At 43.9% G+C, this 23,589-nt stretch carries 24 protein-coding genes and 1 tRNA gene; 24 read left to right on the forward strand and 1 reads right to left on the reverse strand.

What is annotated here, in order from left to right:
• The 4 genes from frr to QZ158_RS04765 form a co-directional block, all read left to right on the forward strand.
• Nucleotides 1–384: ribosome recycling factor (gene frr, locus QZ158_RS04750; RefSeq protein ID WP_293882811.1), on the forward strand; the 384-nt coding region annotated here is incomplete at its 5' end.
• 106 nt (nt 385–490) lie between these two features.
• Nucleotides 491–1,345 (forward strand): RNA-binding virulence regulatory protein CvfB, encoded by an 855-nt coding sequence (cvfB, locus tag QZ158_RS04755; RefSeq protein WP_293882814.1) that lies wholly within the window; start codon nt 491–493, stop codon nt 1,343–1,345.
• A gap of 10 nt (nt 1,346–1,355) precedes the next feature.
• Complete coding sequence (locus tag QZ158_RS04760) at nt 1,356–1,571, forward strand: YozE family protein (protein WP_048689636.1); 216 nt, start codon at nt 1,356–1,358, stop codon at nt 1,569–1,571.
• 90 nt (nt 1,572–1,661) lie between these two features.
• A complete protein-coding gene (locus QZ158_RS04765) occupies nt 1,662–2,660 on the forward strand; it encodes a PhoH family protein (RefSeq protein WP_195323704.1) in 999 nt (332 codons plus the stop codon).
• A 188-nt stretch (nt 2,661–2,848) separates the two neighbouring features.
• On the opposite strand, the gene ald is transcribed toward QZ158_RS04765, so the two are convergent.
• A complete protein-coding gene (ald, locus tag QZ158_RS04770; protein ID WP_293882822.1) occupies nt 2,849–3,961 on the reverse strand; it encodes an alanine dehydrogenase in 1,113 nt (370 codons plus the stop codon).
• Nucleotides 3,962–4,163: 202 nt separating this feature from the next.
• Here ald and QZ158_RS04775 point away from each other — a divergent pair, with 202 nt between their 5' ends.
• The 20 genes from QZ158_RS04775 to QZ158_RS04870 all read left to right on the forward strand — a co-directional run bounded on the left by QZ158_RS04775 (nt 4,164) and on the right by QZ158_RS04870 (nt 23,478).
• A complete protein-coding gene (locus QZ158_RS04775) occupies nt 4,164–4,733 on the forward strand; it encodes a GNAT family N-acetyltransferase (protein ID WP_293882825.1) in 570 nt (189 codons plus the stop codon).
• Between the two features lie 50 nt (nt 4,734–4,783).
• A tRNA-Thr gene (locus QZ158_RS04780) sits at nt 4,784–4,856 on the forward strand.
• 403 nt (nt 4,857–5,259) lie between these two features.
• On the forward strand, nt 5,260–6,984 hold the full coding sequence (locus QZ158_RS04785) for an ABC transporter ATP-binding protein (RefSeq protein WP_293882828.1): 1,725 nt from the start codon (nt 5,260–5,262) through the stop codon (nt 6,982–6,984).
• Between the two features lies 1 nt (nt 6,985).
• Nucleotides 6,986–8,722: an ABC transporter ATP-binding protein gene (locus QZ158_RS04790; RefSeq protein ID WP_293882831.1), complete on the forward strand. Its 1,737-nt coding sequence runs from the start codon at nt 6,986–6,988 to the stop codon at nt 8,720–8,722.
• A gap of 91 nt (nt 8,723–8,813) precedes the next feature.
• Nucleotides 8,814–9,311, forward strand: coding sequence for an rRNA maturation RNase YbeY (gene ybeY, locus QZ158_RS04795; RefSeq protein WP_048689623.1), 498 nt, complete (start codon nt 8,814–8,816; stop codon nt 9,309–9,311).
• The gene (locus QZ158_RS04800) at nt 9,292–9,690 is read left to right on the forward strand and encodes a diacylglycerol kinase family protein (RefSeq protein ID WP_048789580.1); all 399 of its coding nucleotides are present in this window, start codon (nt 9,292–9,294) and stop codon (nt 9,688–9,690) included. Before ybeY ends, QZ158_RS04800 begins: the two co-directional genes overlap by 20 nt.
• 29 nt (nt 9,691–9,719) lie before the next feature.
• Nucleotides 9,720–10,619, forward strand: coding sequence for a GTPase Era (gene era / locus QZ158_RS04805; protein ID WP_016465947.1), 900 nt, complete (start codon nt 9,720–9,722; stop codon nt 10,617–10,619).
• Nucleotides 10,620–10,664: 45 nt separating this feature from the next.
• Nucleotides 10,665–11,489 (forward strand): DNA-formamidopyrimidine glycosylase, encoded by an 825-nt coding sequence (gene mutM / locus QZ158_RS04810; RefSeq protein ID WP_293882842.1) that lies wholly within the window; start codon nt 10,665–10,667, stop codon nt 11,487–11,489.
• On the forward strand, nt 11,490–12,086 hold the full coding sequence (gene coaE / locus QZ158_RS04815; protein WP_293882845.1) for a dephospho-CoA kinase: 597 nt from the start codon (nt 11,490–11,492) through the stop codon (nt 12,084–12,086). It abuts the gene before it with no gap.
• A 16-nt stretch (nt 12,087–12,102) separates the two neighbouring features.
• Complete coding sequence (locus QZ158_RS04820; protein ID WP_293882879.1) at nt 12,103–13,302, forward strand: multidrug efflux MFS transporter; 1,200 nt, start codon at nt 12,103–12,105, stop codon at nt 13,300–13,302.
• Complete coding sequence (gene rpmG, locus QZ158_RS04825; protein ID WP_293882848.1) at nt 13,292–13,441, forward strand: 50S ribosomal protein L33; 150 nt, start codon at nt 13,292–13,294, stop codon at nt 13,439–13,441. The genes QZ158_RS04820 and rpmG overlap by 11 nt, the downstream gene beginning before the upstream one ends.
• Nucleotides 13,442–13,484: 43 nt before the next feature.
• Complete coding sequence (gene secG / locus QZ158_RS04830) at nt 13,485–13,718, forward strand: preprotein translocase subunit SecG (protein ID WP_006595869.1); 234 nt, start codon at nt 13,485–13,487, stop codon at nt 13,716–13,718.
• Nucleotides 13,719–13,844: 126 nt separating this feature from the next.
• Nucleotides 13,845–16,202, forward strand: coding sequence for a ribonuclease R (rnr, locus tag QZ158_RS04835; RefSeq protein ID WP_293882853.1), 2,358 nt, complete (start codon nt 13,845–13,847; stop codon nt 16,200–16,202).
• Nucleotides 16,165–16,632: an SsrA-binding protein SmpB gene (smpB, locus tag QZ158_RS04840; RefSeq protein ID WP_293882856.1), complete on the forward strand. Its 468-nt coding sequence runs from the start codon at nt 16,165–16,167 to the stop codon at nt 16,630–16,632. The genes rnr and smpB overlap by 38 nt, the downstream gene beginning before the upstream one ends.
• Nucleotides 16,633–16,816: 184 nt before the next feature.
• The gene (locus tag QZ158_RS04845; RefSeq protein WP_293882859.1) at nt 16,817–18,562 is read left to right on the forward strand and encodes a C69 family dipeptidase; all 1,746 of its coding nucleotides are present in this window, start codon (nt 16,817–16,819) and stop codon (nt 18,560–18,562) included.
• Between the two features lie 159 nt (nt 18,563–18,721).
• Nucleotides 18,722–19,582: an SAM-dependent methyltransferase TehB gene (tehB, locus tag QZ158_RS04850; RefSeq protein ID WP_293882862.1), complete on the forward strand. Its 861-nt coding sequence runs from the start codon at nt 18,722–18,724 to the stop codon at nt 19,580–19,582.
• A 134-nt stretch (nt 19,583–19,716) separates the two neighbouring features.
• Nucleotides 19,717–20,088 (forward strand): CidA/LrgA family protein, encoded by a 372-nt coding sequence (locus tag QZ158_RS04855; protein ID WP_293882865.1) that lies wholly within the window; start codon nt 19,717–19,719, stop codon nt 20,086–20,088.
• Nucleotides 20,088–20,783 (forward strand): LrgB family protein, encoded by a 696-nt coding sequence (locus tag QZ158_RS04860; RefSeq protein WP_293882868.1) that lies wholly within the window; start codon nt 20,088–20,090, stop codon nt 20,781–20,783. Before QZ158_RS04855 ends, QZ158_RS04860 begins: the two co-directional genes overlap by 1 nt.
• A 210-nt stretch (nt 20,784–20,993) precedes the next feature.
• Nucleotides 20,994–22,655: a C69 family dipeptidase gene (locus tag QZ158_RS04865; RefSeq protein WP_117744512.1), complete on the forward strand. Its 1,662-nt coding sequence runs from the start codon at nt 20,994–20,996 to the stop codon at nt 22,653–22,655.
• Entirely contained in the window at nt 22,648–23,478 is an 831-nt protein-coding gene (locus QZ158_RS04870) for a PrsW family glutamic-type intramembrane protease (RefSeq protein ID WP_293882876.1), read from the forward strand. Before QZ158_RS04865 ends, QZ158_RS04870 begins: the two co-directional genes overlap by 8 nt.
• Nucleotides 23,479–23,589 lie beyond the last annotated feature (111 nt).

A 23,589-nucleotide genomic window follows, 5' to 3' on the forward strand; every position in this document is an offset into this window, starting at 1 on the left:
ATTCCAGAAGCTCGTGTGATGTTGATCACACCTTTTGACAAGTCTTCATTGAAAGATATCGAGCACGCTTTGAATGCTTCTGACCTCGGTATTACTCCAGCCAACGATGGATCAGTTATCCGTTTGGTTATTCCAGCTTTGACAGAAGAAACTCGTCGTGACTTGGCCAAAGAAGTGAAAAAAGTCGGTGAAAATGCTAAAGTAGCGATCCGTAACATTCGTCGTGATGCGATGGATGAAGCGAAGAAGCAAGAAAAAGCTAAAGAAATCACTGAAGATGAATTGAAGAATCTCGAAAAAGAAATCCAAAAAGTAACCGATGATGCTGTGAAACATGTTGATGAAATGACAGCACACAAAGAAAAAGAATTGCTTGAAGTTTAATCATTTCCAGCAGTTTACAGAGGAAATGAACTCAGTTGGCACTGCTGGCTGAGTTTTATTTCCATTAAGGGGCTATTGATGAGCTTTAGCCAGAAAGAAGGAAAAAATGAATACCAACCTCGCATATGATATCGTGGGCCTTGTAACGGATGAGAATGATCGCTTTTACTTTGTCCAGAAGGATGGGCAGACTTATGCCTTGGACAAGTCTGAAGGAGGGCATGCACTTGGAGAATCCGTCAAGGGCTTTGCCTATACGGATATGAAGCAACGTTTGCGCCTGACTACCCTAGAAGTCACTGCTCGTCAGGACCAATTTGGCTGGGGAACTGTGACAGAAGTTCGCAAGGACCTGGGTGTATTTGTCGATACAGGTCTACCCGATAAGGAGATTGTCGTCTCTCTGGATATTTTGCCAGAAATCAAGGATTTATGGCCGAAAAAAGGCGATAAACTCTTTGTTCGCCTAGAAGTTGATAAAAAAGATCGGATCTGGGGTGTCTTGGCCTACCAAGAAGACTTCCAACGAATTGCCCGCCCAGCCTACAACAATATGCAAAACCAGAACTGGCCGGCTATCGTCTATCGCTTAAAACTCTCAGGGACATTTGTTTACCTGCCTGAAAACAATATGCTGGGCTTTATCCATCCAAGTGAGCGCTATGCAGAACCCCGTTTGGGACAAGTCCTTGATGCTCGGGTCATCGGTTTCCGAGAGGTGGATCGGACCTTGAATTTGTCCTTGAAACCACGCTCGTTTGAAATGCTTGAAAACGATGCGCAGATGATTTTGGCCTACTTGGAGGGGAATGGTGGCTTTATGACCTTGAATGACAAGTCCTCCCCAGAAGAGATTAAGGCAACCTTTGGAATTTCCAAGGGGCAGTTCAAAAAGGCTCTGGGTGGCTTGATGAAAGCGAGAAAAATCAAGCAAGACCAGTTTGGAACGGAACTAATCTAAGAGGAGCCTTATGCGAAAATCATTTTACACTTGGCTGATGACAGAGCGCAATCCCAAAAGCAATGCTCCGAAAGCCTTGCTAGCTGATCTAGCTTTTCATGAGTCTGCCTTTCCAAAACATACAGATGATTTTGATGAGGTCAGCCGCTTTCTGGAAGAACATGCCAGTTTCTCCTTTAATCTAGGAGAATTTGATGCGATCTGGGAAGAATACTTAGGTCATTAGTAACAGGAGATAGTGGTGAGCCGGGGATGGTCAATTCTCGGTCACTTTGTTATAATAGAGAAAACTTACAGAAATAGAGAGGTTCTTTATTTGAAAGAACATTCAATTGATATTCAATTAAGTCATCCAGATGATCTCTTCCATCTGTTTGGATCCAATGAGCGTCATTTGCGTTTGATGGAGCAAGAGTTGGATGTGATCATCCATGCACGAACAGAAATTGTCCAGGTCATTGGGCAAGAAGAAGATTGTGAGAAAGCTAGACAAGTCATTGAGGCTTTGCTGATCTTGGTGAATCGTGGTATGACCATCGGGACGCCGGATGTCGTAACAGCTATTCAAATGGTTCGTAATGATGAGTTGGATAAGTTCGTCGCCTTGTATGAAGAAGAAATCATCAAGGATAGCTACGGCAAGCCCATTCGGGTCAAAACGCTGGGGCAAAAGATTTATGTCGATAGTGTCAAGCACCATGATGTGACCTTCGGGATTGGACCAGCCGGGACAGGGAAAACCTTCCTAGCTGTGACTTTGGCTGTCACCGCCCTCAAGCGTGGTCAAGTTAAGAGGATCATTTTGACCCGTCCAGCTGTAGAAGCAGGAGAGAGCCTTGGTTTCCTACCAGGGGATCTTAAAGAAAAAGTGGACCCTTATCTACGACCGGTCTATGATGCTCTCTACCAGATTTTAGGGAAAGACCAAACCACTCGGATGATGGAGCGGGAGATTATCGAGATTGCGCCTTTAGCTTATATGCGGGGGCGGACCTTGGACGATGCCTTTGTCATCCTCGATGAAGCGCAAAATACCACCATCATGCAGATGAAGATGTTTTTGACCCGTCTTGGTTTTAACTCCAAGATGATTGTCAATGGAGATACCAGCCAGATTGACCTCCCTCGAAATGTCAAATCCGGTTTGATTGATGCTCAGGAGAAATTAAAAAATATTTCTCAGATTGACTTTGTGCATTTCTCTGCCAAGGATGTTGTTCGTCATCCAGTAGTAGCAGAGATTATCCGGGCCTACGAGCCCATTCCGAATCCAGTCCTCAAAGAAAAACTGGATGTGGAAGAAGAAGCAGAATAAAAAAGGGAGTGGGAAAGAACTCAGACTAATTAAAAAGAGTTCGTTTTCCCACCCCCGCACAGTTGATTAGGTCGTCTTTGTAGCTTTAAAAGCGAACAAAGATGCCAATCAACCACTGCGTCATGTAGTTATTACTATCATACAACGAAGGCTGGACACTTTTTGCCCAGCCTTTTAAATATTAGAAATTAAACCAATTCATCAATTGGTGTGAAGTTGCGTTCTAGCCCTTCTGCAACTGGTTGGCTTGTGATATGGCCTTGGTAAGTAGTAACACCTTGGCGTAAGCCTTCATCAAGGGCGATGGCCTTATGGAAACCTTTGTCAGCCAAAGCTTCGACATAAGGAAGGGTTACATTGGTGAGGGCAATGGTAGAAGTGCGAGCGACAGCACCTGGGATATTGGCAACGGCATAGTGGAGCACGCCATGTTTTTCGTAAACAGGCTCCGTATGCGTTGTGACACGGTCTGCTGTTTCAATAACCCCACCTTGGTCCACAGCTACGTCCACGATGACAGAACCTGGACGCATTTGTTTAACCATATCGTCTGTCACTAATTTAGGAGCTTTAGCCCCAGGAATCAGGACAGCTCCGATAACAACATCGGCATCACGGACACTGGCTTCAATGTTAAATGGATTGGACATAAGGGTTTGGATTTGGTGACCAAAGACATCTTCCAGAACAGCCAAACGTTTAGCGCTGATATCTAAGATGGTCACTTGGGCGCCGAGTCCAAGTGCAATCCGAGCTGCGTGGGTTCCAACGACCCCGCCTCCTATGATGGTAACCTTCCCTTTAGGAACACCAGGTACCCCACCTAGGAGGACACCAGATCCACCTTCTTGTTTGGTGAGGAAGTGAGCCCCGATTTGAACGGCCATTCGTCCAGCAACCTCACTCATTGGCACCAAGAGAGGCAATTGTCCTTCAAGGTCTCGTACCGTTTCGTAAGCCACCCCAGTTGTCTTGGCAGTCACCATGGCATCTGCTAATTCAGGTGCAGCAGCCATGTGCAAGTAGGTGAAGAGCAAGAGGTCTTCACGAAGGAAGCCATACTCTTCAGCGAGGGGTTCTTTGACCTTGACCACCAATTCAGCTGCCCAAGCTTCTGCAGCAGTCGCAACAATAGTCGCTCCTTGTTTGGCATAATCTTCATCGCCAAAGCCAGAACCAAGTCCAGCATTTGTTTCTACCAAAACTTGATGGCCTTTCTTCACCAAGCTTTGTACACCTGCAGGGGTCAAACCGACCCGATTTTCATTATTTTTAATTTCTTTTGGAATACCAATTAACATGATTATTTCTCCTTACTTAGATTTAGGTGTGAAAAGGTCATTGGCATGAGATTGCTCTCCTAACTCAATGACCTTTTCACTCCTCATCTGATTGTTTTGATTGATTTTATTGTATAGAAAAATGGGTTAAAAAGCAAGAAAAATTTGAGCTTGCCCTCCTTTATGTTATTTGCTAAACTAATCCCTAAAGAAGGAGTGTCAAATGGAAAATTTATATGTGAAGTTAGCGGCTTATCGTGAAGTGGAGACAGATCGTTTGCACTTGCGTCCGGTCACTCTAGAAGATGCACCGTCTATGTTTGAGTACGCTTCTAATGAAACAGTTACGCGCTACACTTTTCCAACCAATCAGAGTCTAGAAGAGACGCGTAATAATATTGCCCTTTTTTACCTAGTGAGCCCACTTGGCAGATGGGGGATCGAACTCAAAGAAAATGGAAAATTTATCGGGACGATTGATTTACTGGATTTGGATCTTTCTCTGAAAAAGGGGAGTATCGGCTATGTTCTGAATAAAGATTATTGGAGCCAAGGTCTTGCGACAGAAGCTACCAAGGCAGTCATTGCCCTGGCTTTTGAACAGTTAGGGATGAACAAGCTCATTGCTGTTCATGATAAGGACAACCCGGCTTCTGGACGGGTGATGGCCAAATCAGGGATGAAATATTCTCACGAAGAGCCCTACGCGATGCTAGACCTGCATGAAGAAGGGAGAATGGTGACGAGAGTTCATTATGTCCTCACCAAAGAAGAATATTTGGCAGAAAAATGAGTCATGATATTGACAAAAGGCCTATCTCCATGATATAGTAGATAGGTACTGCTGGTTTAGCTCAGTTGGTAGAGCGCATCCATGGTAAGGATGAGGTCGCCGGTTCAATCCCGGCAACTAGCATAGAAGAAGAGAGAAGCTTAGAGAAGAACTAGGCTTCTTTTTTGTGCTTTAATTTCAAATTTAGTGCCTATTTATGAATCTTTTTTCAACAATTTTCAAAAAAACGTTGACAAGCACAGAAATCCGTGGTAAAGTTAGAACAACAAAGAGAAAGGAGAAAACCATCATGAACAAAGTAGATGTTTTGATGACACAATTGAATACACAGCTTCTCCAATCTCAGTTGAGTTCTATGTAAAAATTGAATGAAACCCAAGATGGAGGAGTCTGTCTTGGGTTTTTTGTATGCATTTTTGCCTGCCTTAACTGAATTGGTGACAGGCATCAGAAGGCCCAAGTGTGGACTGAGCACGTACTCAGCTCCTACTTGGGTTTTTTCTGTGCCAAATTGAAAGGGGAGAAGATGATAGGAGCTTTATGGAAGTACATCTGGGAGCATAAGTGGCTGTATCTCAGCATTGCTGTGGTCCTAGTGATTTATGATTATACAATTTTAATACCGACACAGGTCATTCAACGACTAGTCGACCAGCTGAGCAAGCAGACCTTGACTCAGTCAAGTTTTACGATAGATATTGCTCTCTTGTTGGGAGCTACTTTTTTAAATTACATTTCTGCTTACTACTGGCATCTGAAGTTGTTTCAAGCTTCGGTCCATTACAAGGCTAGGCTACAGGGGCAAGCTTTTCGTAAGCTCGTAGCTATGAGACGGCCATTTTATGAAAAATTTCGCTCAGGGGATCTCTTGACTCGTTTTACCACGGATGTAGACGGGATGATGGGGATGGTCGGCTATGGGATGCTGATTGTCCTTTATGGAGGAGGCTTGTTCCTCTTTATTATTCCAACTATGTTCTTGATTTCCTGGCAGTTGAGTTTGATTTCCTTTATTCCTATGAGTTTTCTGGTTTTATCAACCTATCTCCTGGGGAAAAAGGAAGAGGTCTATGTGGATGAAAACCGTGACGCCGTGGCTCACTTGAATGATGAGGTCCTAGAATCCATCGAAGGGATTCGGGTCATGCGGGCCTATAGTCGCAAGGAGCGTCAGGTGCGACAATTTCAAGAGCGGACAGAAAGTTTGGCCAAGACGGGGGATAAGATCGCCTCTATTCAAAATGCCTTTGGTCCTTTTGCCCTCTTCTTTATCGGGGTTTCAACCGTCCTGCTTTTGGTCTGTGGGGGTCACTTCTTGAAGACTGGACAGATTAGCTTGGGTCAACTGCTAGGTCTAGAATTGTATCTAGTGGCCTTGATTGAGCCGATGTGGATGCTAGCAGACTTCATCCTTGTCTATCAAACAGCCAAGACCTCCCACAAAAAGTTGTCAGAATTGGTCGAAGAGGATGATGACTTGGAAAGAGATGGGGATGATTGGCTAGAGGAACTGAATGAGGTAGTTTTCGAAAACTATTCTTTTACCTATCCGATGGCGGAGAAGGAGAGTCTTTCTCAGATTTCTTTGCAGTTCAATAAAGGGCAAACCATTGGGATTGTGGGTCGAACAGGAGCAGGAAAGACAAGCTTGGTCCGTCAATTCTTACGACAATACCCACTTGGGCAAGGGACATTTACCATTAATGGGGAGCCCGTTGCTCGTTACGTGAGACGCTCTATTGAGGAAAAAATCGGTTACGTCTCGCAGGAACACATCCTATTTTCGAAGTCTATTTTAGAAAATATTTCCCTTGGTAAGAAGGGAGCTAGTCAAGATGAAATCATGGATGCTATCGCTCAGGCAGCCTTCGCAGATGATTTGGAACGGATGTCGGATGGTCTGGATACTCTGATTGGTGAAAAGGGAGTATCCGTATCGGGAGGACAGAAGCAACGGATTTCTTTGGCGCGCGCCTTTTTACGTGATGCCCAGTTGCTCCTCTTGGATGATTCTTTATCCGCAGTGGATGCCAAGACAGAACAGGCCATTATTGAGACCATTCAAAGAGAGCGACAAGGAAAGACAACCTTGATAGTCTCTCACCGTCTCTCAGCTGTCCATCATGCAGATTGGATCCTTGTGTTAGATCAAGGACGGATTGTAGAAGAAGGAACAGCTAGTGATTTACTAGCTCAAGAAGGTTGGTATTACGAACAATACCAACGGCAACAAAGACAGGAAGGAGAATAAGATGGGTATTTTAAAACGACTATTACAAAAACTATCCCTTTTTCCTGGTATTTTTGGCCTTGGTTTCATCTGTCTTTTGCTGGCAACGATTTTGTCAGATCTATCGCCGTTTATTCTGCAAAAAATGATTGATGGTCCCTTGACAGCCTTGAGTCAGGGAGGAGAGTTAGGAGCACTCTATCTTATGGGTGTCCTCTATCTGATTGTTTTGGCTGTGGGTCAGATTGTCAGTTATATAGGCAATCGGGTTTTGATCCATGGAGGCAATAAGGTAACTGCACAGCTACGCGATCAAGCCTTCCTCGTGATGCAACAACTACCGATTTCCTACTTTGATGACAAGCCAGCAGGGAAAATTGCTACACGGATTGTCAATGATACAGAGACCTTACGGACTCAATTTTACAATTCCTGTATGTATTTGGTCATTCATTTGATGCGTTTCTTCTTTATCATGGGAGTTCTCTTTACTATCAATCCCATGATGGGTCTCCTCCTATGCTTGATTTTCCCTATCTTTTACGGGATTCAGGCCTTGTATAAGCGCATGACGGACAAGCCCATGAAGGACTTCTTTGATTCCAGAAGTGAGATCAATACCCAGGTAAATGAACTGCTTCATGGAGCTAGTATGATCCAACTTTACGGACAAGAAGAGCGCGTAATTGAGGAGTTTGATCAGACGACAGACAAGATGACTGTGGCCTATGATCGTTTGGTCCTAGCAGACTCCATTGCCTCTTGGAGCCTGACAGAATTCTTGAAATACATCGTCATTGCAGGAATATTAACCATTGCAGGCCTATCCTTTCTTGGAGGAGATTTGGGGATGACTGCAGGTTTCTTGTTTATCAATCTCAATTATGTTATTCAGCTTTTTGATCTGATGGCCAATTTGATCCGTCGTCTTCCGGATATCCGACGCTCTCTGGAAACAGGGGAGCGAGTCTTGACTTTCCTAGATGAAAAGGTAGAGGCAGATGCGACAGAGGAGATTCAAATAGATCGGGCGGCAGTGGAGTTTGATCATGTCACTTTTGCCTATGAAGAAGGTAAGCCAGTTCTGAAGGATATTTCCATCCAAGCCCATCCGGGTCAAACCCTTGCCTTGGTTGGCCATACCGGTTCGGGTAAATCCTCCATTATGAACTTGCTCTATCGTTTCTATAATCCGCAGGAGGGAGAAATTCGGATCGACGGCCAGAATATTCGCCATTTCTCTAGAGAGAGTCTTCGCTCCCATATGGGAATTGTCTTACAGGATCCCTATCTGTTCTCAGGGACCATTGCTAGCAATGTGGCCATGATTCAAACAGATATCGACCGTGATCGCGTCTTGGATGCTCTAAAACAGGTCGGTGCCCTGCCTATGATCCAGAGATTAGAAAAGGGAATCGACCATCCGGTGGTTGAAAAAGGATCGGCCTTCTCAAGTGGAGAGCGTCAATTGATTTCCTTCGCACGGACCCTTTACATGAATCCGAAAATTTTGATTCTGGACGAAGCGACCTCCCACATTGATACGGAGACAGAGGAGATTATTCAGAAGGCTATGGCAGTCTTACAGAAAGGCCGGACCACCTTTATCATTGCCCACCGCTTATCAACCATTCAAGATGCGGATCAGATCTTGGTTCTATCAGAAGGACGCATTGTCGAACGGGGCCAACATGCAGACTTGATTGCCCATGGTGGCATCTATGCCCAGATGCAAGCTATCCAACAGACGGTTGAATAAAAGGGCATTCTTCAAATAGTAAAAGTAGCGTGTATTCTAGTATATACGCTATTTTTATGCTATAATTGAAATGATAGTGAGGTGATCCAAGATGTATATTGAAATGGTTGATGAGACCGGTCAAGTCTCTGAAGAAATGATCAAACAAACCCAGGAAATTTTAGAATTTGCTGCAAAAAAATTGGGCAAAGAAGACAAGGAAATGGCAGTGACCTTTGTAACCAACGAACGTAGCCATGAATTGAACTTGGAATACCGGGATACGGATCGCCCAACGGATGTGATCAGTCTAGAATACAAACCAGAGATGGACATTGCTTTTTCAGAAGAAGATTTAGAAGACCATCCAGAATTGGCAGAAATGATGGCAGAGTTTGATACCTATATTGGAGAGCTCTTTATTTCTGTAGACAAGGCGCGTGAGCAAGCAGCCGAGTATGGCCATAGCTTTGAGCGCGAGATGGGCTTTTTAGCAGTGCATGGCTTCCTTCATATCAACGGTTATGATCACTATACGCCGGAAGAAGAGAAGGAAATGTTTGGCTTACAGGAAGAGATTTTGACAGCCTATGGACTCACAAGACAATAAACGAAAATGGAAAAATCGAGAACTGATTGCCAGTCTTGAATTTGCTTTAACAGGGATTTTCACAGCCTTTAAAGAGGAACGAAATATGCGTAAGCATGCACTTTCAGCTATCTTAGCGATTGTTGCAGGCTTCCTTTTTGGCATTTCAGCAACAGAGTGGCTCTTTCTACTCTTAAGTGTTTCTTTGGTCATTGCCTTTGAAATCATGAATTCTGCTCTTGAAAATGTAGTGGATTTGGCGAGCGATTACCATTTCTCCATGTTGGCAAAGAATGCCAAAGATATGGCGGCAGGAGCGGTTCTCGTTATTTCGGGCTTTGCCTTGGTGACAGGTCTTATTATATTTGTGCCCAAGTTGTGGGCTCTAGTATTTGGATAAGAGGGAGACTTCCCTCATGAAAGGAAACTATGACATTTAAATCAGGCTTTGTAGCCATTTTAGGACGTCCCAATGTTGGGAAGTCAACTTTTTTGAACCACGTCATGGGGCAAAAAATTGCTATCATGAGTGACAAGGCGCAGACAACGCGCAACAAGATTATGGGAATTTACACGACCGATAAGGAACAGATCGTCTTTATCGATACCCCAGGGATTCACAAACCCAAGACAGCGCTTGGAGACTTCATGGTAGAGTCTGCCTATAGCACCCTTCGAGAAGTCGATACCGTTCTCTTTATGGTGCCAGCAGACGAGCCACGTGGGAAAGGCGATGACATGATCATCGAGCGCCTCAAGGCTGCTAAGGTGCCGGTTATTCTGGTGGTCAACAAGATAGACAAGGTGCACCCTGACCAACTCTTAGCGCAAATCGATGACTTCCGTAGTCAGATGGACTTCAAGGAAATTGTGCCGATTTCAGCCCTTCAAGGAAACAATGTTTCGCATTTGATTGATATTTTGAGCGAAAACTTAGAAGAAGGTTTCCAATATTTCCCTGCGGATCAGATTACTGACCATCCAGAGCGTTTCTTGGTCTCTGAAATGATCCGTGAGAAGGTTTTGCATTTAACGCGGGAAGAAATTCCTCACTCTGTTGCCGTAGTGGTGGATTCTATGAAGCGGGATGAAGAGACAGATAAGGTCCATATCCGAGCAACCATCATGGTCGAGCGCGATAGCCAAAAAGGCATTGTCATCGGAAAAGGCGGTGCCATGCTCAAGAAGATCGGAACCCTTGCGCGTAAGGATATTGAGCTAATGCTAGGGGACAAGGTCTTCCTAGAAACCTGGGTCAAAGTCAAGAAAAATTGGCGGGATAAGAAATTGGATCTTGCTGATTTCGGATACAACGAAAAAGAATATTAAGAAGAGGTGGGCAGAAGCCTGCTTCTTGTTTTTGAAAGGAGTTCTATGCCTGAATTACCAGAAGTAGAGACTGTCCGACGCGGTCTTGAGAAATTAATTCTTGGGAAAACCATTCAGTCAGTGGAAGTAAAGTATTCGAAGATGATTCATACGGATCTAGATGCTTTTTGTCAAGATCTTCCAGGTCAAGAAATTCGGTCCCTGGGGCGTCGCGGGAAATACCTCTTGTTTTATCTGACGGATCTGGTCCTCATCTCGCATTTGCGGATGGAAGGCAAGTATTTCTTTTATCCAGAGGAGGTCCCTCCTCGCAAGCATGCCCATGTCTTCTTTCATTTGACAGATGGCAGCACCCTGGTCTATGAAGATGTTCGCAAGTTTGGGACTATGGAAGTTATCAAACCCGAGCTTGTCGACAGCTATTTTTTGGCGAAAAAGATTGGTCCAGAGCCGACAGAAGAGGATTTTAAAGGGCCAGCCTTCCAAACAGCTCTTAGTAAATCAAAGAAACCCATTAAATCAGCTCTTTTGGACCAAAAATTAGTGGCTGGTCTGGGCAATATTTATGTAGATGAGGTCCTTTATCGAGCCAAGGTTCATCCAGCCCGTTTGGGTCAAAGCTTAACTGCTAGAGAAGCCAAAGCTGTTCGCAAAGAAACAATTGCTGTGCTGGCTCAGGCTGTTGAAAAGGGTGGCTCCACCGTTCGCTCCTATAGCAATGCTTTTGGCGAGGATGGCACCATGCAGGAAGAACACCAGGTCTATGGGAAAACAGGTCAACCTTGTTTGCGCTGCGGAACACCGATTGAGAAAATCCAGCTGGGGGGACGCGGAACCCATTTTTGCCCTCACTGTCAAAAGGAGAACTAGATGGCAAGAATCATAGGATTAACAGGAGGGATCGCTTCAGGAAAGTCAACTGTCACTTCCTATTTAAAAGAAAAAGGGTATCCTGTCATTGATGCTGATCGAGTAGTCCATGACCTGCAGGCACCAGGTGGAGAACTCTATCAAGCTTTGGTAGAGCATTTTGGAAGGGACATCCTCCTAGATACTGGAGACTTGAATCGTCCTGCTCTGGCTCAACGCATCTTCTCAAGCCAAAAAGAGATTACCTGGTCCAACCAAGTACAAGGAGAGATCATTCGCAAAGCCCTGGCGCGAGAACGGGACCGACTAGCTGCAACAGAAGACCTCTTTTTCATGGATATTCCCTTGTTAATCGAGCAGGGATATCTGGACTGGTTTGACCAAGTCTGGCTGGTCTATGTGACGGAAGAGACCCAGTTGCAACGTTTAATGGGAAGAAACGCCCTAACGGAGTTCCAGGCGCGCGATCGTTTGGCAGCCCAGATGCCTCTAGATGAGAAAAAAGCTCTTGTCGATCTCGTGATCGATAACAATAGCCAGCGTGATCACCTCTATCAGGATATCGATCGGGCTTTAGAACAAATAGAAAGAAGATGATCCTATTTCACTGGAAATCAATTGGCGTAAAAATCTTTTTATTGCCTGGATTGGCTGTTTTTTCGTAGGTGCCAGTCTTTCGTTAGTGGTTCCCTTTATGGCTCTCTTTGTTGAGGAGTTGGGGGTGAAAGGTCCGGCAGTTCCTTTTTATGCTGGGATTGCAGTCGCCTCCTCCTCTTTGACTTCCGCTCTAATGGCCCCAATCTGGGGGAGTTTGGCGGACCGTTATGGTCGGAAACCCATGATGTTGAGAGCCTCGATTGCTATGACCTTGACCATGGGAGGAATTGCTTTTGTCCCTTCCGTCTTTTGGTTGCTGCTCCTACGCTTATTAAATGGTGTCTTCTCAGGCTTTGTGCCTAATAGCACGGCTCTCATTGCCAGTCAGGTACCAAAGAATCAATCTGGATATGCTCTAGGAACCTTATCGACGGGAACCGTCGCCGGTACTTTGATGGGCCCCTTGTTGGGTGGATTGATCGCAGAGCAATTTGGTATGCGTAATGTCTTTCTCCTCGTTGGTTTTTTCCTCTTTCTCGTCTCTGCCTTAACTTGGTGGGGCATTGAGGAAGACTACCAACAAATATCGAAGGAGAAGCACCTTTCAAGCTGGGAATTACTGACTTCTATCCAGCATAAGGGCATTTTACTGGGCCTCTTTTTGACCAGTATGACCATTCAGATGATCGGTCAGTCCATTTCTCCCATTCTTCCACTCTATGTGAGAGAACTTGGCCAGAGCGACAATGTTATTTTTGTATCTGGACTGATCGTATCAGCGATGGGGATTTCCAGTATCCTGACATCGGGATGGATGGGAAAGCTCGGAGATAAAATTGGCAACCATCGCCTCTTACTTTTAGCTCTTCTCTATAGTGGCATCCTCTATATCTTCTGTGCCCTTGCTCAGACCCCTTTTCAATTAGGCCTTCTTCGCTTCCTATTTGGAATTGGAACAGGAGCCTTAATGCCCGGAGTGACGGCTCTCTTAAACCGCATGACTCCCAAGGAAGGAATTTCTCGGATTTTTAGTTACAATCAGCTCTTCTTTTATGTTGGGGGAGTTCTTGGTCCCCTGATGGGCTCTAGTATTGCCATGCATGTCAATTACCATTGGGTATTCTATGGGACTGCTATCCTAGCCTTTATAGATTTGGCCTTCCTTTTATTCATCTTTAGAAAGTATTTGAAAGTGAGAGAAATCAGTGCGCATTAAAGTACAACTAACCTGCACGAGCTGTGGTAGTCAGAATTATTTGACAAGTAAAAATATGAAGACACACCCTGAAAGAATTGAAGTTTTGAAGTATTGTCCCAAAGAAAGAAAAGTGACATTACATCTTGAAACGAAATGATTTTTATGGTAAAATAGATAGGATTTTAAGGAGTTTTTAAATTATGACTAAACCGTTGATTACTATTTTATTGGTACTATCTGTATTAATTATTATCGCTATCTTCATGCAACCAACTAAAAATCAATCTAGCAACGTATTCGATGCAAGCTCAAATGACTTATTCGAACGTTCAAAAGCTCGTGGATTCGAAGCAGTCATGCAACGTTTAACAGGAGTCATGATTTTCCTTTGGTTACTGATTGCGATGATTCTAATGGTATTATCCAGTAAATAAGATAGGCTTAGACATTGTCTTTGCCTATTTTTTCATCTATGGGTCGTTTGATAGGGAGTTCGTCACTTGTAAAGAAATCTCTCTGAAAGAAAGAAAATAAAGGAGGCTGGGTGACCAGCACAAGATATGAAAAGTAAAATTATTGATTATTTAAAACAGGAGGGAAAAGCTCAGGTTGATCAATTGGCTCAAGCCATTGGGAGTACTGACGCCAAAGGTTTTCGTGAACTGATTAAGACCATTTCGCTGATGGAGCGACGTCGTCAACTAACCTTTGAAGAAAATGGTTTTTTAAGTCTCCTTGATGCCAAGCCAAAAGGCGTCATTACTGTGAAAGGGATTTTCCATGCTCATAAGAGTGGCTTTGGATTTGTCAGCTTAGAGGGGGAAGAAGAGGACATTTTTATTGGACGAAATGATGTCAACCATGCCATTGATGGGGATACAGTTGAGGTTGTAATCACCAAGGTCGCCGATCGGCAAAAGGGGACAGCGGCAGAGGGGAAAATCATTGATGTCTTGGAGCATAGCCTCCAAACAGTCGTCGGACAAATCGTTTTGGATGAGGAAAAACCCAAATACGCAGGCTACATCCTTTCAAAGAATCAAAAGATTAGTCAACGCATTTACGTAAAAAAACCTGCCCTACAATTAGAGGGAACGGAAGTTCTCAAGGTAGCTATTGAACAGTATCCAAGTCGGAAGCACAACTACTTTGTAGCCTCAGTACAAGATGTGGTTGGGCATGTGACAGATCCTGGGATCGATGTCTTGGAAGTCTTGGAGTCTATGGATATTGTCTCAGAATTTCCAGAAGCGGTCCTCAAAGAAGCAGAAAGCATCCCAGACCAGCCTAGTGAGAAGGATATGGAGGGACGTTTGGACCTTCGAGATGAAATCATCTTTACCATTGATGGTGCCGATGCCAAGGACTTGGATGATGCTGTTCACATCAAGCGCTTGGAAGGTGGGAATTATGAACTTGGCGTTCACATAGCCGATGTCTCTTACTATGTGACCGAAGGTTCGGCCTTGGACAAGGAAGCCCTCAACCGGGCGACCTCTGTCTATGTGACAGACCGGGTCGTGCCCATGTTACCAGAGCGTCTCTCTAATGGGATTTGTTCCTTAAACCCTCAAGTGGATCGCTTGACCCAGTCAGCCATTATGGAAATCGACCAGCGTGGTCGGGTCCTTCGTTATCAGATCACCCAAACGGTTATTAAAACGACTTTCCGGATGACCTATAGCGATGTCAATGAGATCATTGCTGGAGACCAGGAGAAGCGTGAGGAATACCAAGCCATTGTGCCAAGTATCGAAGCCATGGTTGCTCTTCATCAAATCTTAGAAGGAATGCGGGAAAAACGAGGAGCCCTGAACTTTGATACCAGCGAAGCTAAAATCCTGGTCAATCCTCAAGGAAAACCAGTAGACATCGTCTTGCGCCAACGTGGGGTTGCAGAACGGATGATTGAATCCTTTATGCTGATTGCAAATGAGACAGTAGCTGAGCATTTTGCCAAACGAAAACTTCCCTTTATTTACCGGATTCACGAAGAACCCAAAGCAGAGAAGGTGCAAAAGTTTATCGATTATGCTTCTAGTTTTGGCCTTCCAATTTATGGGACTGCTAGTTTCATGAGTCAGGAAACCTTGCAGGACATCATGAAGAAGGTAGAAGGGGAACCCTATGCTGATGTCTTGTCTATGATGTTGCTCCGTTCCATGCAACAAGCGCGATATTCCGAGCACAACCACGGCCACTATGGGCTAGCAGCTGAGTTCTATACTCACTTCACCAGTCCGATTCGCCGGTATCCAGACTTATTAGTCCACCGCATGGTGCGAGAGTATAGAATAGATTCTGAAGTAGCTAGTCATTTTGAACAGGTCATTCCAGATATTGCTAGCCAATCCTCTAGTCGGGAACGCCGCGCCATTGATGCGGAACGGGAAGTGGAAGCCATGAAGAAGGCAGAGTACATGGAGGACTATGTTGGCGAAGAGTACGATGCTCTGGTGTCCAGTGTCGTCAAGTTTGGTCTCTTTGTTGAATTGCCAAATACCGTAGAAGGTTTAATCCACATCACTACCTTACCTGGTTTTTATCATTTTAACGAGCGCGATTTGACCTTGCGCGGGGAAAAATCAGGCGTCACTTTCCGTGTCGGTCAGGAAATCCGAATCAGGGTCGAAAGAGCGGATAAGATGTCTGGTGAGATTGATTTTTCTTATATCCCAAGTGAGCTGGATTTGATTGAAAAAGTCACTAAAGCATCGGGCCGTAAAGATCGAAATGGACACTCTAAGCGCCCTTCTTCTAAGAAAGAAGAACGAAAGCAAGGAGCCTTTAAAGAGAACAAGCGCAAGCATTCTTCAAAAGACAAGAAGAAAAAGAGTAAGAAACCTTTTTACAAGGAAGTAGCTAAGAAAGGAGCTAAGCATGGCAAAGGGCGAGGGAAAGGTCGTCGCACAAAATAAGAAAGCAAGCCACGATTATACAATTGTTGAAACCATTGAAGCAGGAATGGTCCTGACTGGTACAGAAATCAAGAGTGTTCGAGCAGCTCGTATCAACCTCAAGGATGGATTTGCCCAAGTCAAAAATGGAGAAGTCTGGCTCAGCAATGTTCATATTTCTCCCTATGAGGAAGGCAATATCTGGAACCAAGACCCAGAGCGTCGTCGCAAACTCTTGCTGCATAAGAAGCAAATTCAAAAGTTGGAGCAGGAGACTAAAGGAACAGGGATGACTCTAGTTCCCCTTAAGGTTTATCTTAAGGATGGCTACGCCAAGCTCTTGCTGGGCTTAGCCAAAGGGAAGCACGATTATGACAAACGTGAATCCATCAAACGGCGGGAGCAAAATCGTGACATTGCTCGTGTCATGAAGCAATACAATACGCGTTAAAGTAAGAAATAGGAACAGCTGAAGCAAGGGCTGAAAACTGTTCCTATTTTTAAATTTCCTTTCTTGAAACCGCTTGCATTATTATCTGGATAAGAGTATACTGAAGGTAGCGTTGGTATAGTTGTTTTTCGTCGGCTTGAAAATGATTTTCTAGCCTCTTTTGTAGTCATAAAGGAGATCGACTATGAGAAAACTACTGGTCAAACTGATGATTGCTTTGATGGCCTTTGCCTTGATTCCAGTTCAAGTTGCGCAGGCCTGCTCAGCCTTCATTGTTGGGAAGGAACTCACGACAGATGGTTCCATGCTCTTTGGGCGGACTGAAGACTATCCTTATGCTCCCGATGGTGGTCGCCACAATAAAACTTACGAAGTGGTACCTGCCAAAGACTATAAGGATGGGGATATGTTGGAGGACGAATCTAACGGCTTTGCTTATCCTCACTTGAGTCATGAAATGAAATATACCGCAACTTATGATGCAGCCCATGGAGATGGTTCCAACGGGAATTTCGGAGCACACGGCTTTAACGAAGTGGGCGTTTCCATGACTTCTACCGTATCTGCAACCCCACACGATAAGATTTTGGAAGCAGATCCACTTGTGAAAAATGGCTTGGCTGAAGCTGCTATGGTAGACTTGGTTCTCCCACGTGCCAAAACAGCTCGTGAAGGAATTGAGTTGGTTGCCAAGGTACTTGATGAAAAAGGATCTGCCGAAGGAAACATCATTGTCGTAGCAGATAAAGATGAACTCTGGTACATGGAAATCCTCTCTGGTCACCAATATGTAGCCATCAAATTCCCTCAAGACCGCTATGCCATCTTTGCCAATACCTACTATCTAGGACATGTGGATTTCAAGGACAAGGACAATGTCATTGCTTCAAAAGATGTGGAAGCAGTTGCTAAAAAGGCAGACCACTACAAGACTGATAAAGATGGTAACTTCCATATTGCAGACTCATATGGTCCAGATGAATATACCGAACGTAACCGCTCACGGACCTATGCAGGGATTACCTTGATGGATCCTAAAGCGGACATCAAATATGATGATAAGCACTTTGATCTCTTGCGCAAACCAACGGATCCTTCTAAAAAGTATAGTCTAGAAGATGTGTTTGCTGAACAACGGAACCGGTTCGAACACCTCAAACAATACACACCAGATGACTTAGTAGAACCAGGTAAAGAAGTCGATACCAATAAATACAAATATGCTTTGGGAAATGAAAACGTCATTAACGCCCACGTATACCAAATTAAGAAGGACTTGCCAACACCATTTGGTGGTGTTGTTTGGTTAGGTCTCGCTCAAAGCCGGAACACGCCTTATGTGCCATTCTATGGTATTGTCAACGATACCTACGCACCATTCAAAGTTCGCTCTGCCAAATACGATCCAACTTCTTGGTATTGGGCTGTTTGGCATATTGACCAAATGGTCATGAAATACCCAGATCTCTTTGGTAATAGCATCCAAGAGAAGTGGAAAGAATTGGAAAAAGGCTGGATCAAAGAACAAGAGGCTTTGGATCAAAAATACAGTGGACTCACTGATGACCAAGCGAAAGCTACTGCAGACGAAGTAACTAGCGACTCACTTAAACGTGCGGAAACCATCTTCAAACAAATCAAGCAAGTTGAAAGTGAGATGGAAGATAAGATTCGTACAGAAAAAGGCTTGGAAGCAGACTTTGTATATGACGGTTACAACAAGGCCAATCTGGTAGCAGCAGCTCAAGCTAAAAAAGATGCATCGAAAGAGACAGACAAGAAGGAAGAAACAGCTTCTAGTCAATCATCTAGCAAGGCAAGTGATTCAAACAGCAGTTTGTCTGCCGTCTTAGGAGTTTTGGCACTTGCAGGATTTGGCTTGGCAGGTTTCTACTTTAAAAAATCAAAAAAGAATGAAAATGAAGAATAAGTAGACAGAGACTGCTAAATCAGCATCCTGCCTCAACTGGATTCTATGAGAGTGGAATAGAAGTCTTCACAAAAGGAGCTTGTAATTCCACTCTTTTTATTGTTATTTGCATGCAATTTTTGTATGATAGGGATAGATAGAAAGAAGGAGAAGAAACGGATGCTTGAAAAATTAATTGCTTATAAACGGATGCCTTTGTGGACCAAGGATACCATGCCTGAAGCAGTCCAAAGAAAACACAATACCAAAGTAGGTACTTGGGGAAAGATTACCGTTCTCAAAGGAAAACTCAAGTTTGTTGAGCTGACGGAAGATGGGGAAGAAGTAGCCAGCCATATTTTTGAGGCAGGTGCGGATAACCCGATGGCACAACCGCAAGCTTGGCACCGTGTAGAGGCCCTTACAGATGATGTGGAATGGTTTTTGGAATTCTACTGTGAACCCAAAGATTATTTCCCCAAAAAATATAATAGCAATCCCGTCCATTCGGAAGTGCTAGAAGCCATGGAGTCCCTTTCTCCAGGCAAGGCCTTGGATTTAGGGTGTGGACAAGGACGAAATGCTCTCTTTTTGGCCCAGCATGGCTTTGAAGTGACAGCAGTCGATCAAAATGAATTGGCTTTAGAGATCTTGCAAAGTATTGTAGAACAAGAGGACTTGGAAATGACTGTGGGGCTCTATGATATCAACTCAGCGAACCTAAAACAAAGTTATGACTTGATTGTCTCAACGGTTGTCCTTATGTTCTTGCAAGCGGATCGCATTCCGGCGATTATTCGAAATATGCAAGACCAGACCAATCCAGGTGGCTATAACTTGATCGTTTGTGCCATGGATACAGAGGACTATCCTTGCCAGGTTCCTTTCTCCTTTACTTTTAAGGAAGGCGAGCTAGCAGACTACTACAAAGATTGGGAACTCGTTAAATACAATGAGAACCCAGGGCATTTGCATCGACGAGATGAAAATGGCAATCGGATTGCCTTACGCTTTGCGACCATGCTAGCCAAGAAAAAATAAATAGCTCTTTAGACAAGGAGACTCTTGCAGTCGTCCTTGTCTTTTATGTCTGAAAACTTTCTGAAAATACTTGATTTTTTACAGAAAAGGAGTAGACTGTTAGTGTATCTTTCAAGAATTTTGAGGAGAAGCGCGTGAAACTATATGTTCAACTGATGATTATCTTTACCATCTCTTTGATTGGGGAAGGGATATCTAGCCTCTTTCATTTGCCAATTCCAGGAAGTATTATTGGTCTACTGATTTTATTTCTTTGCTTGCAGTTGAAATGGCTTCGTATCCGCCATGTGAATCTGGTCGGATCTTTTCTCTTAGCCAATATGACGATTTTGTTTTTACCTCCAGCGGTTGGGATTATGGATAAGTTTGATGTTATCCAGCCTTATTTATTGCCCATCATGTTGATTATTTTAGGGGCTATCATCATCAATGTAACCCTCATTGCTTTAGTCGTCGGTTTTATCAAGACTCGGTATGAAGGGGATTATGAAGGAGGGAAGAAATAATGGAAAGTTTGTGGTCAAATCCTCTCTTTGGGATTTCTTTATCAGTCTTTGCCTATCTGATTGGGATGATGGTTTTTCGTCGCTTTCCCCATCCGATCACGACCCCCCTCTTAGTTGCTACGGTCTTGATCATTGGATTCTTAAAGCTGACAGGGATTTCCTATAAGGCCTATAATATTGGCGGGACCTACCTCAGTAATTTGATTGTGCCCTCAACGGTTGTCCTGGGAATTCCCTTGTATAAGAGTTTTCATCTGATGAAACACCATGCCAAGAGTATTCTTCTTAGTAGTTTTCTAGCAGTAGTGGTCAACACACTTTTTACAGCTGTCTTGGCTAAGCTTTTTGGGATGAAGTACTTTCTAGCTATTTCCCTCTTTCCAAAGTCTGTGACAACAGCTATGGCAGTGGGGATTGCTGAAAAAATGCAGGGAATTACTACCATTACCCTGGTTGTCGTTGTAGCGACAGGTATCCTTACCAGTGTCCTAGGAGCAACGATTCTTAAATGCCTAAAAGTTGAGGATCCTGTTGCCATTGGTTTGGCCCTTGGGGGTACAGGTCATGCGGTAGGGACTAGTACAGCCTTTCAGTATGGTCAAGTAGCCGGAGCTATGGGAGGCTTAGCAATTGGGATAACTGGCGTTTTCTACGTCTTTATAAGTCCCCTTGTCGCGAGCCTGATTCTTTCCTAAAAAGGTAGAGATTATTCAGAAAAAGCTTGGAAGGTTCCGAGCTTTTTAGTGTACAGTTAGATAGAGAAGGTTATTTGATAATTTGAAAGTCAAACAATTTTCAGATAGATTACTAATTGATTACAGTTGTTGTAAGCGCTTGCCAAACCTTAGTTCAGAAGGTATACTAAAAGAGGTTATACGGTTAATATCTAGTTAAAGGAGTTCAATATGAAGAAACGTTATGCTCGATCAGCCTTGGGCTTGATCACTGCTCTCTTCCTCTTTGCCCAACCGGTAGAGGCCTGTACAGGTTTTATCATCGGTAAAAAGTTAACGGCAGATGGGAATGCTTTGTACGGACGTACGGAGGACTTAGAACCGAACCACAATAAGAACTTTGTGGTCAGAGAACGAACTTATAACAAGAAAGGGGATGTCTTTGAAGATGCCACCAATGGTTTTAAGTATGAGCTCCCAGAAGTAAGTTATAAATATACAGCTGTCCCAGATGTTACACCAGAACAGGGTGTATTTGATGAGGCTGGTTTTAATGAACATGGAGTGTCCATCTCAGCGACCGTCTCAGCTTCAGCAAATGACAACATTAAAAAGGTCGATCCTTATGTAGAGGACGGCTTGGCTGAGTCTGCCCTCACCACTGTCGTTCTTCCAAGTGTCAAAACGGCTCGTGAAGGAGTCGAGCTTATTGCGAAAATTGTGGAAGAAAAAGGGGCAGCAGAAGGAAATATTGTGACGATTGCGGACAAGGAAGGAATCTGGTACATGGAGATCCTTTCTGGTCACCAATATGTAGCGATTCTCTTCCCAGAAGATCGTTATGCAGTCTTTCCAAATACCTTCTTCTTAGGACATGTCGATTTTTCAGATAAGGAACGGACTATTGCCTCGAAGGATGTTGAAAAAGTGGCCCGTGATGCAGGAACCTATAAAGAAATCGATGGCCAGTTCCATGTTTCCCAATCCTACAATCCTCCTTTGCATGAGGCAGATCGTTCTCGTGTTTGGTCTGGTATTAAGTCACTGGATCCAGATGCAGATGTGAACTACGATGACGAGTATTTTGACTTGATGCATACAACGGATCGGAAATTGACGCTACGAGATGCGATGAATCTCCAACGCAATCGGTTAGAAGGAACAGACTTCAAACCTCAAGATCAAATGGAGTTAGATGGAAAAGGGATTCCAGAAAAAGGGAAGTTTGATGAAGTCTATAAATACCCGATTTCGAACCCGAATGTCATGGAAGCCCATATTTTCCAATTGAAGGACAATGTTCCTGATAGTGCTGGTGGGGGAACCATGTGGTTAGCGATGGGAAGCCCACGAAATGCTCCTTACCTGCCTTACTATGGCAATATCACCAATACCTACCAAGCCTATCAAGAATTAGGAACAGCCTATAATCCCCAATCTTGGTATTGGACCATGTCTCGCATTAATGATTTAGTTGCCAAATATCCTGATTTGTTCGGAGATGGAGCCATCCGTACTGAAATGGAACGCCTAGAATCTCAATGGATGGCTGAGCAAGAAATCAGTGACCAAGAACAAATTGCCCTCGCTTCGCAGCCAGAGCAGGCGAGCCTAAAAGCGACAGAAACGAGCATGACTCGAGCTCAAAAGACCTTCGATCGTCTGCAAGAAATTCGTCAAGAAGCAGAAGAAAAGGTGATTGCTCAATATGGACAAGGTGCTATTGACGATTTAACAGATGAAGAAGATGCAAACCAAGAAGAAGAAATCAATTTGGTACCATTTGATTATGACTTCGTCATCACGATTGGCTTAGCCCTTGTGACAGTGATAGGAGTAGGAATTTTCTTCATAAAATCAAAGAAAGCAAAGGGAGGTAAGAAGGATGAATAAGTTTCAACGAATATTGCTCTTCCTCTTTCTGGTCTTAGCAGGGATTGGGATGGAGTTTGAGCTAGGCTCTCTCTCTCAACAAGAGTTTAACCAAGTAGCAGGAAGAGATTTGGTATTAAATCTGCTCGTTTTAGCGGTAATTGTCGTTCCTCTTTATCTCTTTATTAAGCGACTTGCAAAAAGATTTGAGGTTCCTCTTCTTGTTTTGTGGGCGACCATGTTTGGTGGTGCTTTTGTTGCTGGCTGGCTCAGTTTTTCAGGGAACAGCCTCATTGACCATTTCAATAGTCATCTCATTCAGGATGTTAGTACCTTTAATAAATGGACAGATGCTTTGACAGCACCTTTTTCTGAAGAATTTTTCAAAGCTCTGGTGGCCTTCTGGATCCTCTTGATTTTGGGTCGTAAGGATTTGAAATCGATTTTAATTGCCGGCTTTGGATCTGGTCTTGGTTTCCAAATCATTGAAGATCTAGGTTATGTGGCGCGTCAAACGCGAACTGGAGACCTCTCAGCAGTAACAGAGGCAGTGAACCGCATTTCTGGTGGTTTAGCATCTCATGCAGTCTACACAGCTGTTGTATCTGTTGGAGCCTTTCTCATCCTGTCTCAGTGCACCAAGCAAAAAGAAAAGCTCTTTGGTCTCTGGTGTGTAGTTTCCACGGTGACCAATCACTTCTTATGGAATTCCCCATTCTATGAAACAGACCATCGGGTCAATATTTTGGTAGGCTTGCTCTTTGCCTTCCAAGTGGGAACCTTTATTGAGGTCGTGCTCTTTGCTCATAAAAATCCGAATCTAAACCTTTTAAAGAAACAGTAAGAGATGGATTTGGTAGTCAGGAAATAAAAAATAGTCTGGGACAACATTGTTCTCAGTCACAAAAAAGCTAGAGATTTCCAATTGTGGAACTCTAGCTTTTTAATTTTGAGT

Origin of the sequence: Streptococcus sp. A12 (assembly GCF_905372335.1) — a bacterium.
In the GTDB taxonomy this organism is placed as follows: Bacteria; Bacillota; Bacilli; order Lactobacillales; family Streptococcaceae; genus Streptococcus.

What these genes read in the sequence shown, in the direction of transcription:
- cvfB (WP_293882814.1), top strand. Translation starts at nt 491, where the DNA reads ATGAATACCAACCTCGCATATGATATCGTGGGCCTTGTAACGGATGAG.
- QZ158_RS04760 (WP_048689636.1), top strand. Translation starts at nt 1,356, where the DNA reads ATGCGAAAATCATTTTACACTTGGCTGATGACAGAGCGCAATCCCAAA.
- ald (WP_293882822.1), bottom strand. Translation starts at nt 3,961, where the DNA reads ATGTTAATTGGTATTCCAAAAGAAATTAAAAATAATGAAAATCGGGTC.
- QZ158_RS04775 (WP_293882825.1), top strand. Translation starts at nt 4,164, where the DNA reads ATGGAAAATTTATATGTGAAGTTAGCGGCTTATCGTGAAGTGGAGACA.
- QZ158_RS04785 (WP_293882828.1), top strand. Translation starts at nt 5,260, where the DNA reads ATGATAGGAGCTTTATGGAAGTACATCTGGGAGCATAAGTGGCTGTAT.
- QZ158_RS04790 (WP_293882831.1), top strand. Translation starts at nt 6,986, where the DNA reads ATGGGTATTTTAAAACGACTATTACAAAAACTATCCCTTTTTCCTGGT.
- ybeY (WP_048689623.1), top strand. Translation starts at nt 8,814, where the DNA reads ATGTATATTGAAATGGTTGATGAGACCGGTCAAGTCTCTGAAGAAATG.
- QZ158_RS04800 (WP_048789580.1), top strand. Translation starts at nt 9,292, where the DNA reads ATGGACTCACAAGACAATAAACGAAAATGGAAAAATCGAGAACTGATT.
- era (WP_016465947.1), top strand. Translation starts at nt 9,720, where the DNA reads ATGACATTTAAATCAGGCTTTGTAGCCATTTTAGGACGTCCCAATGTT.
- mutM (WP_293882842.1), top strand. Translation starts at nt 10,665, where the DNA reads ATGCCTGAATTACCAGAAGTAGAGACTGTCCGACGCGGTCTTGAGAAA.
- coaE (WP_293882845.1), top strand. Translation starts at nt 11,490, where the DNA reads ATGGCAAGAATCATAGGATTAACAGGAGGGATCGCTTCAGGAAAGTCA.
- secG (WP_006595869.1), top strand. Translation starts at nt 13,485, where the DNA reads ATGACTAAACCGTTGATTACTATTTTATTGGTACTATCTGTATTAATT.
- rnr (WP_293882853.1), top strand. Translation starts at nt 13,845, where the DNA reads ATGAAAAGTAAAATTATTGATTATTTAAAACAGGAGGGAAAAGCTCAG.
- smpB (WP_293882856.1), top strand. Translation starts at nt 16,165, where the DNA reads ATGGCAAAGGGCGAGGGAAAGGTCGTCGCACAAAATAAGAAAGCAAGC.
- QZ158_RS04845 (WP_293882859.1), top strand. Translation starts at nt 16,817, where the DNA reads ATGAGAAAACTACTGGTCAAACTGATGATTGCTTTGATGGCCTTTGCC.
- tehB (WP_293882862.1), top strand. Translation starts at nt 18,722, where the DNA reads ATGCTTGAAAAATTAATTGCTTATAAACGGATGCCTTTGTGGACCAAG.
- QZ158_RS04860 (WP_293882868.1), top strand. Translation starts at nt 20,088, where the DNA reads ATGGAAAGTTTGTGGTCAAATCCTCTCTTTGGGATTTCTTTATCAGTC.
- QZ158_RS04865 (WP_117744512.1), top strand. Translation starts at nt 20,994, where the DNA reads ATGAAGAAACGTTATGCTCGATCAGCCTTGGGCTTGATCACTGCTCTC.
- QZ158_RS04870 (WP_293882876.1), top strand. Translation starts at nt 22,648, where the DNA reads ATGAATAAGTTTCAACGAATATTGCTCTTCCTCTTTCTGGTCTTAGCA.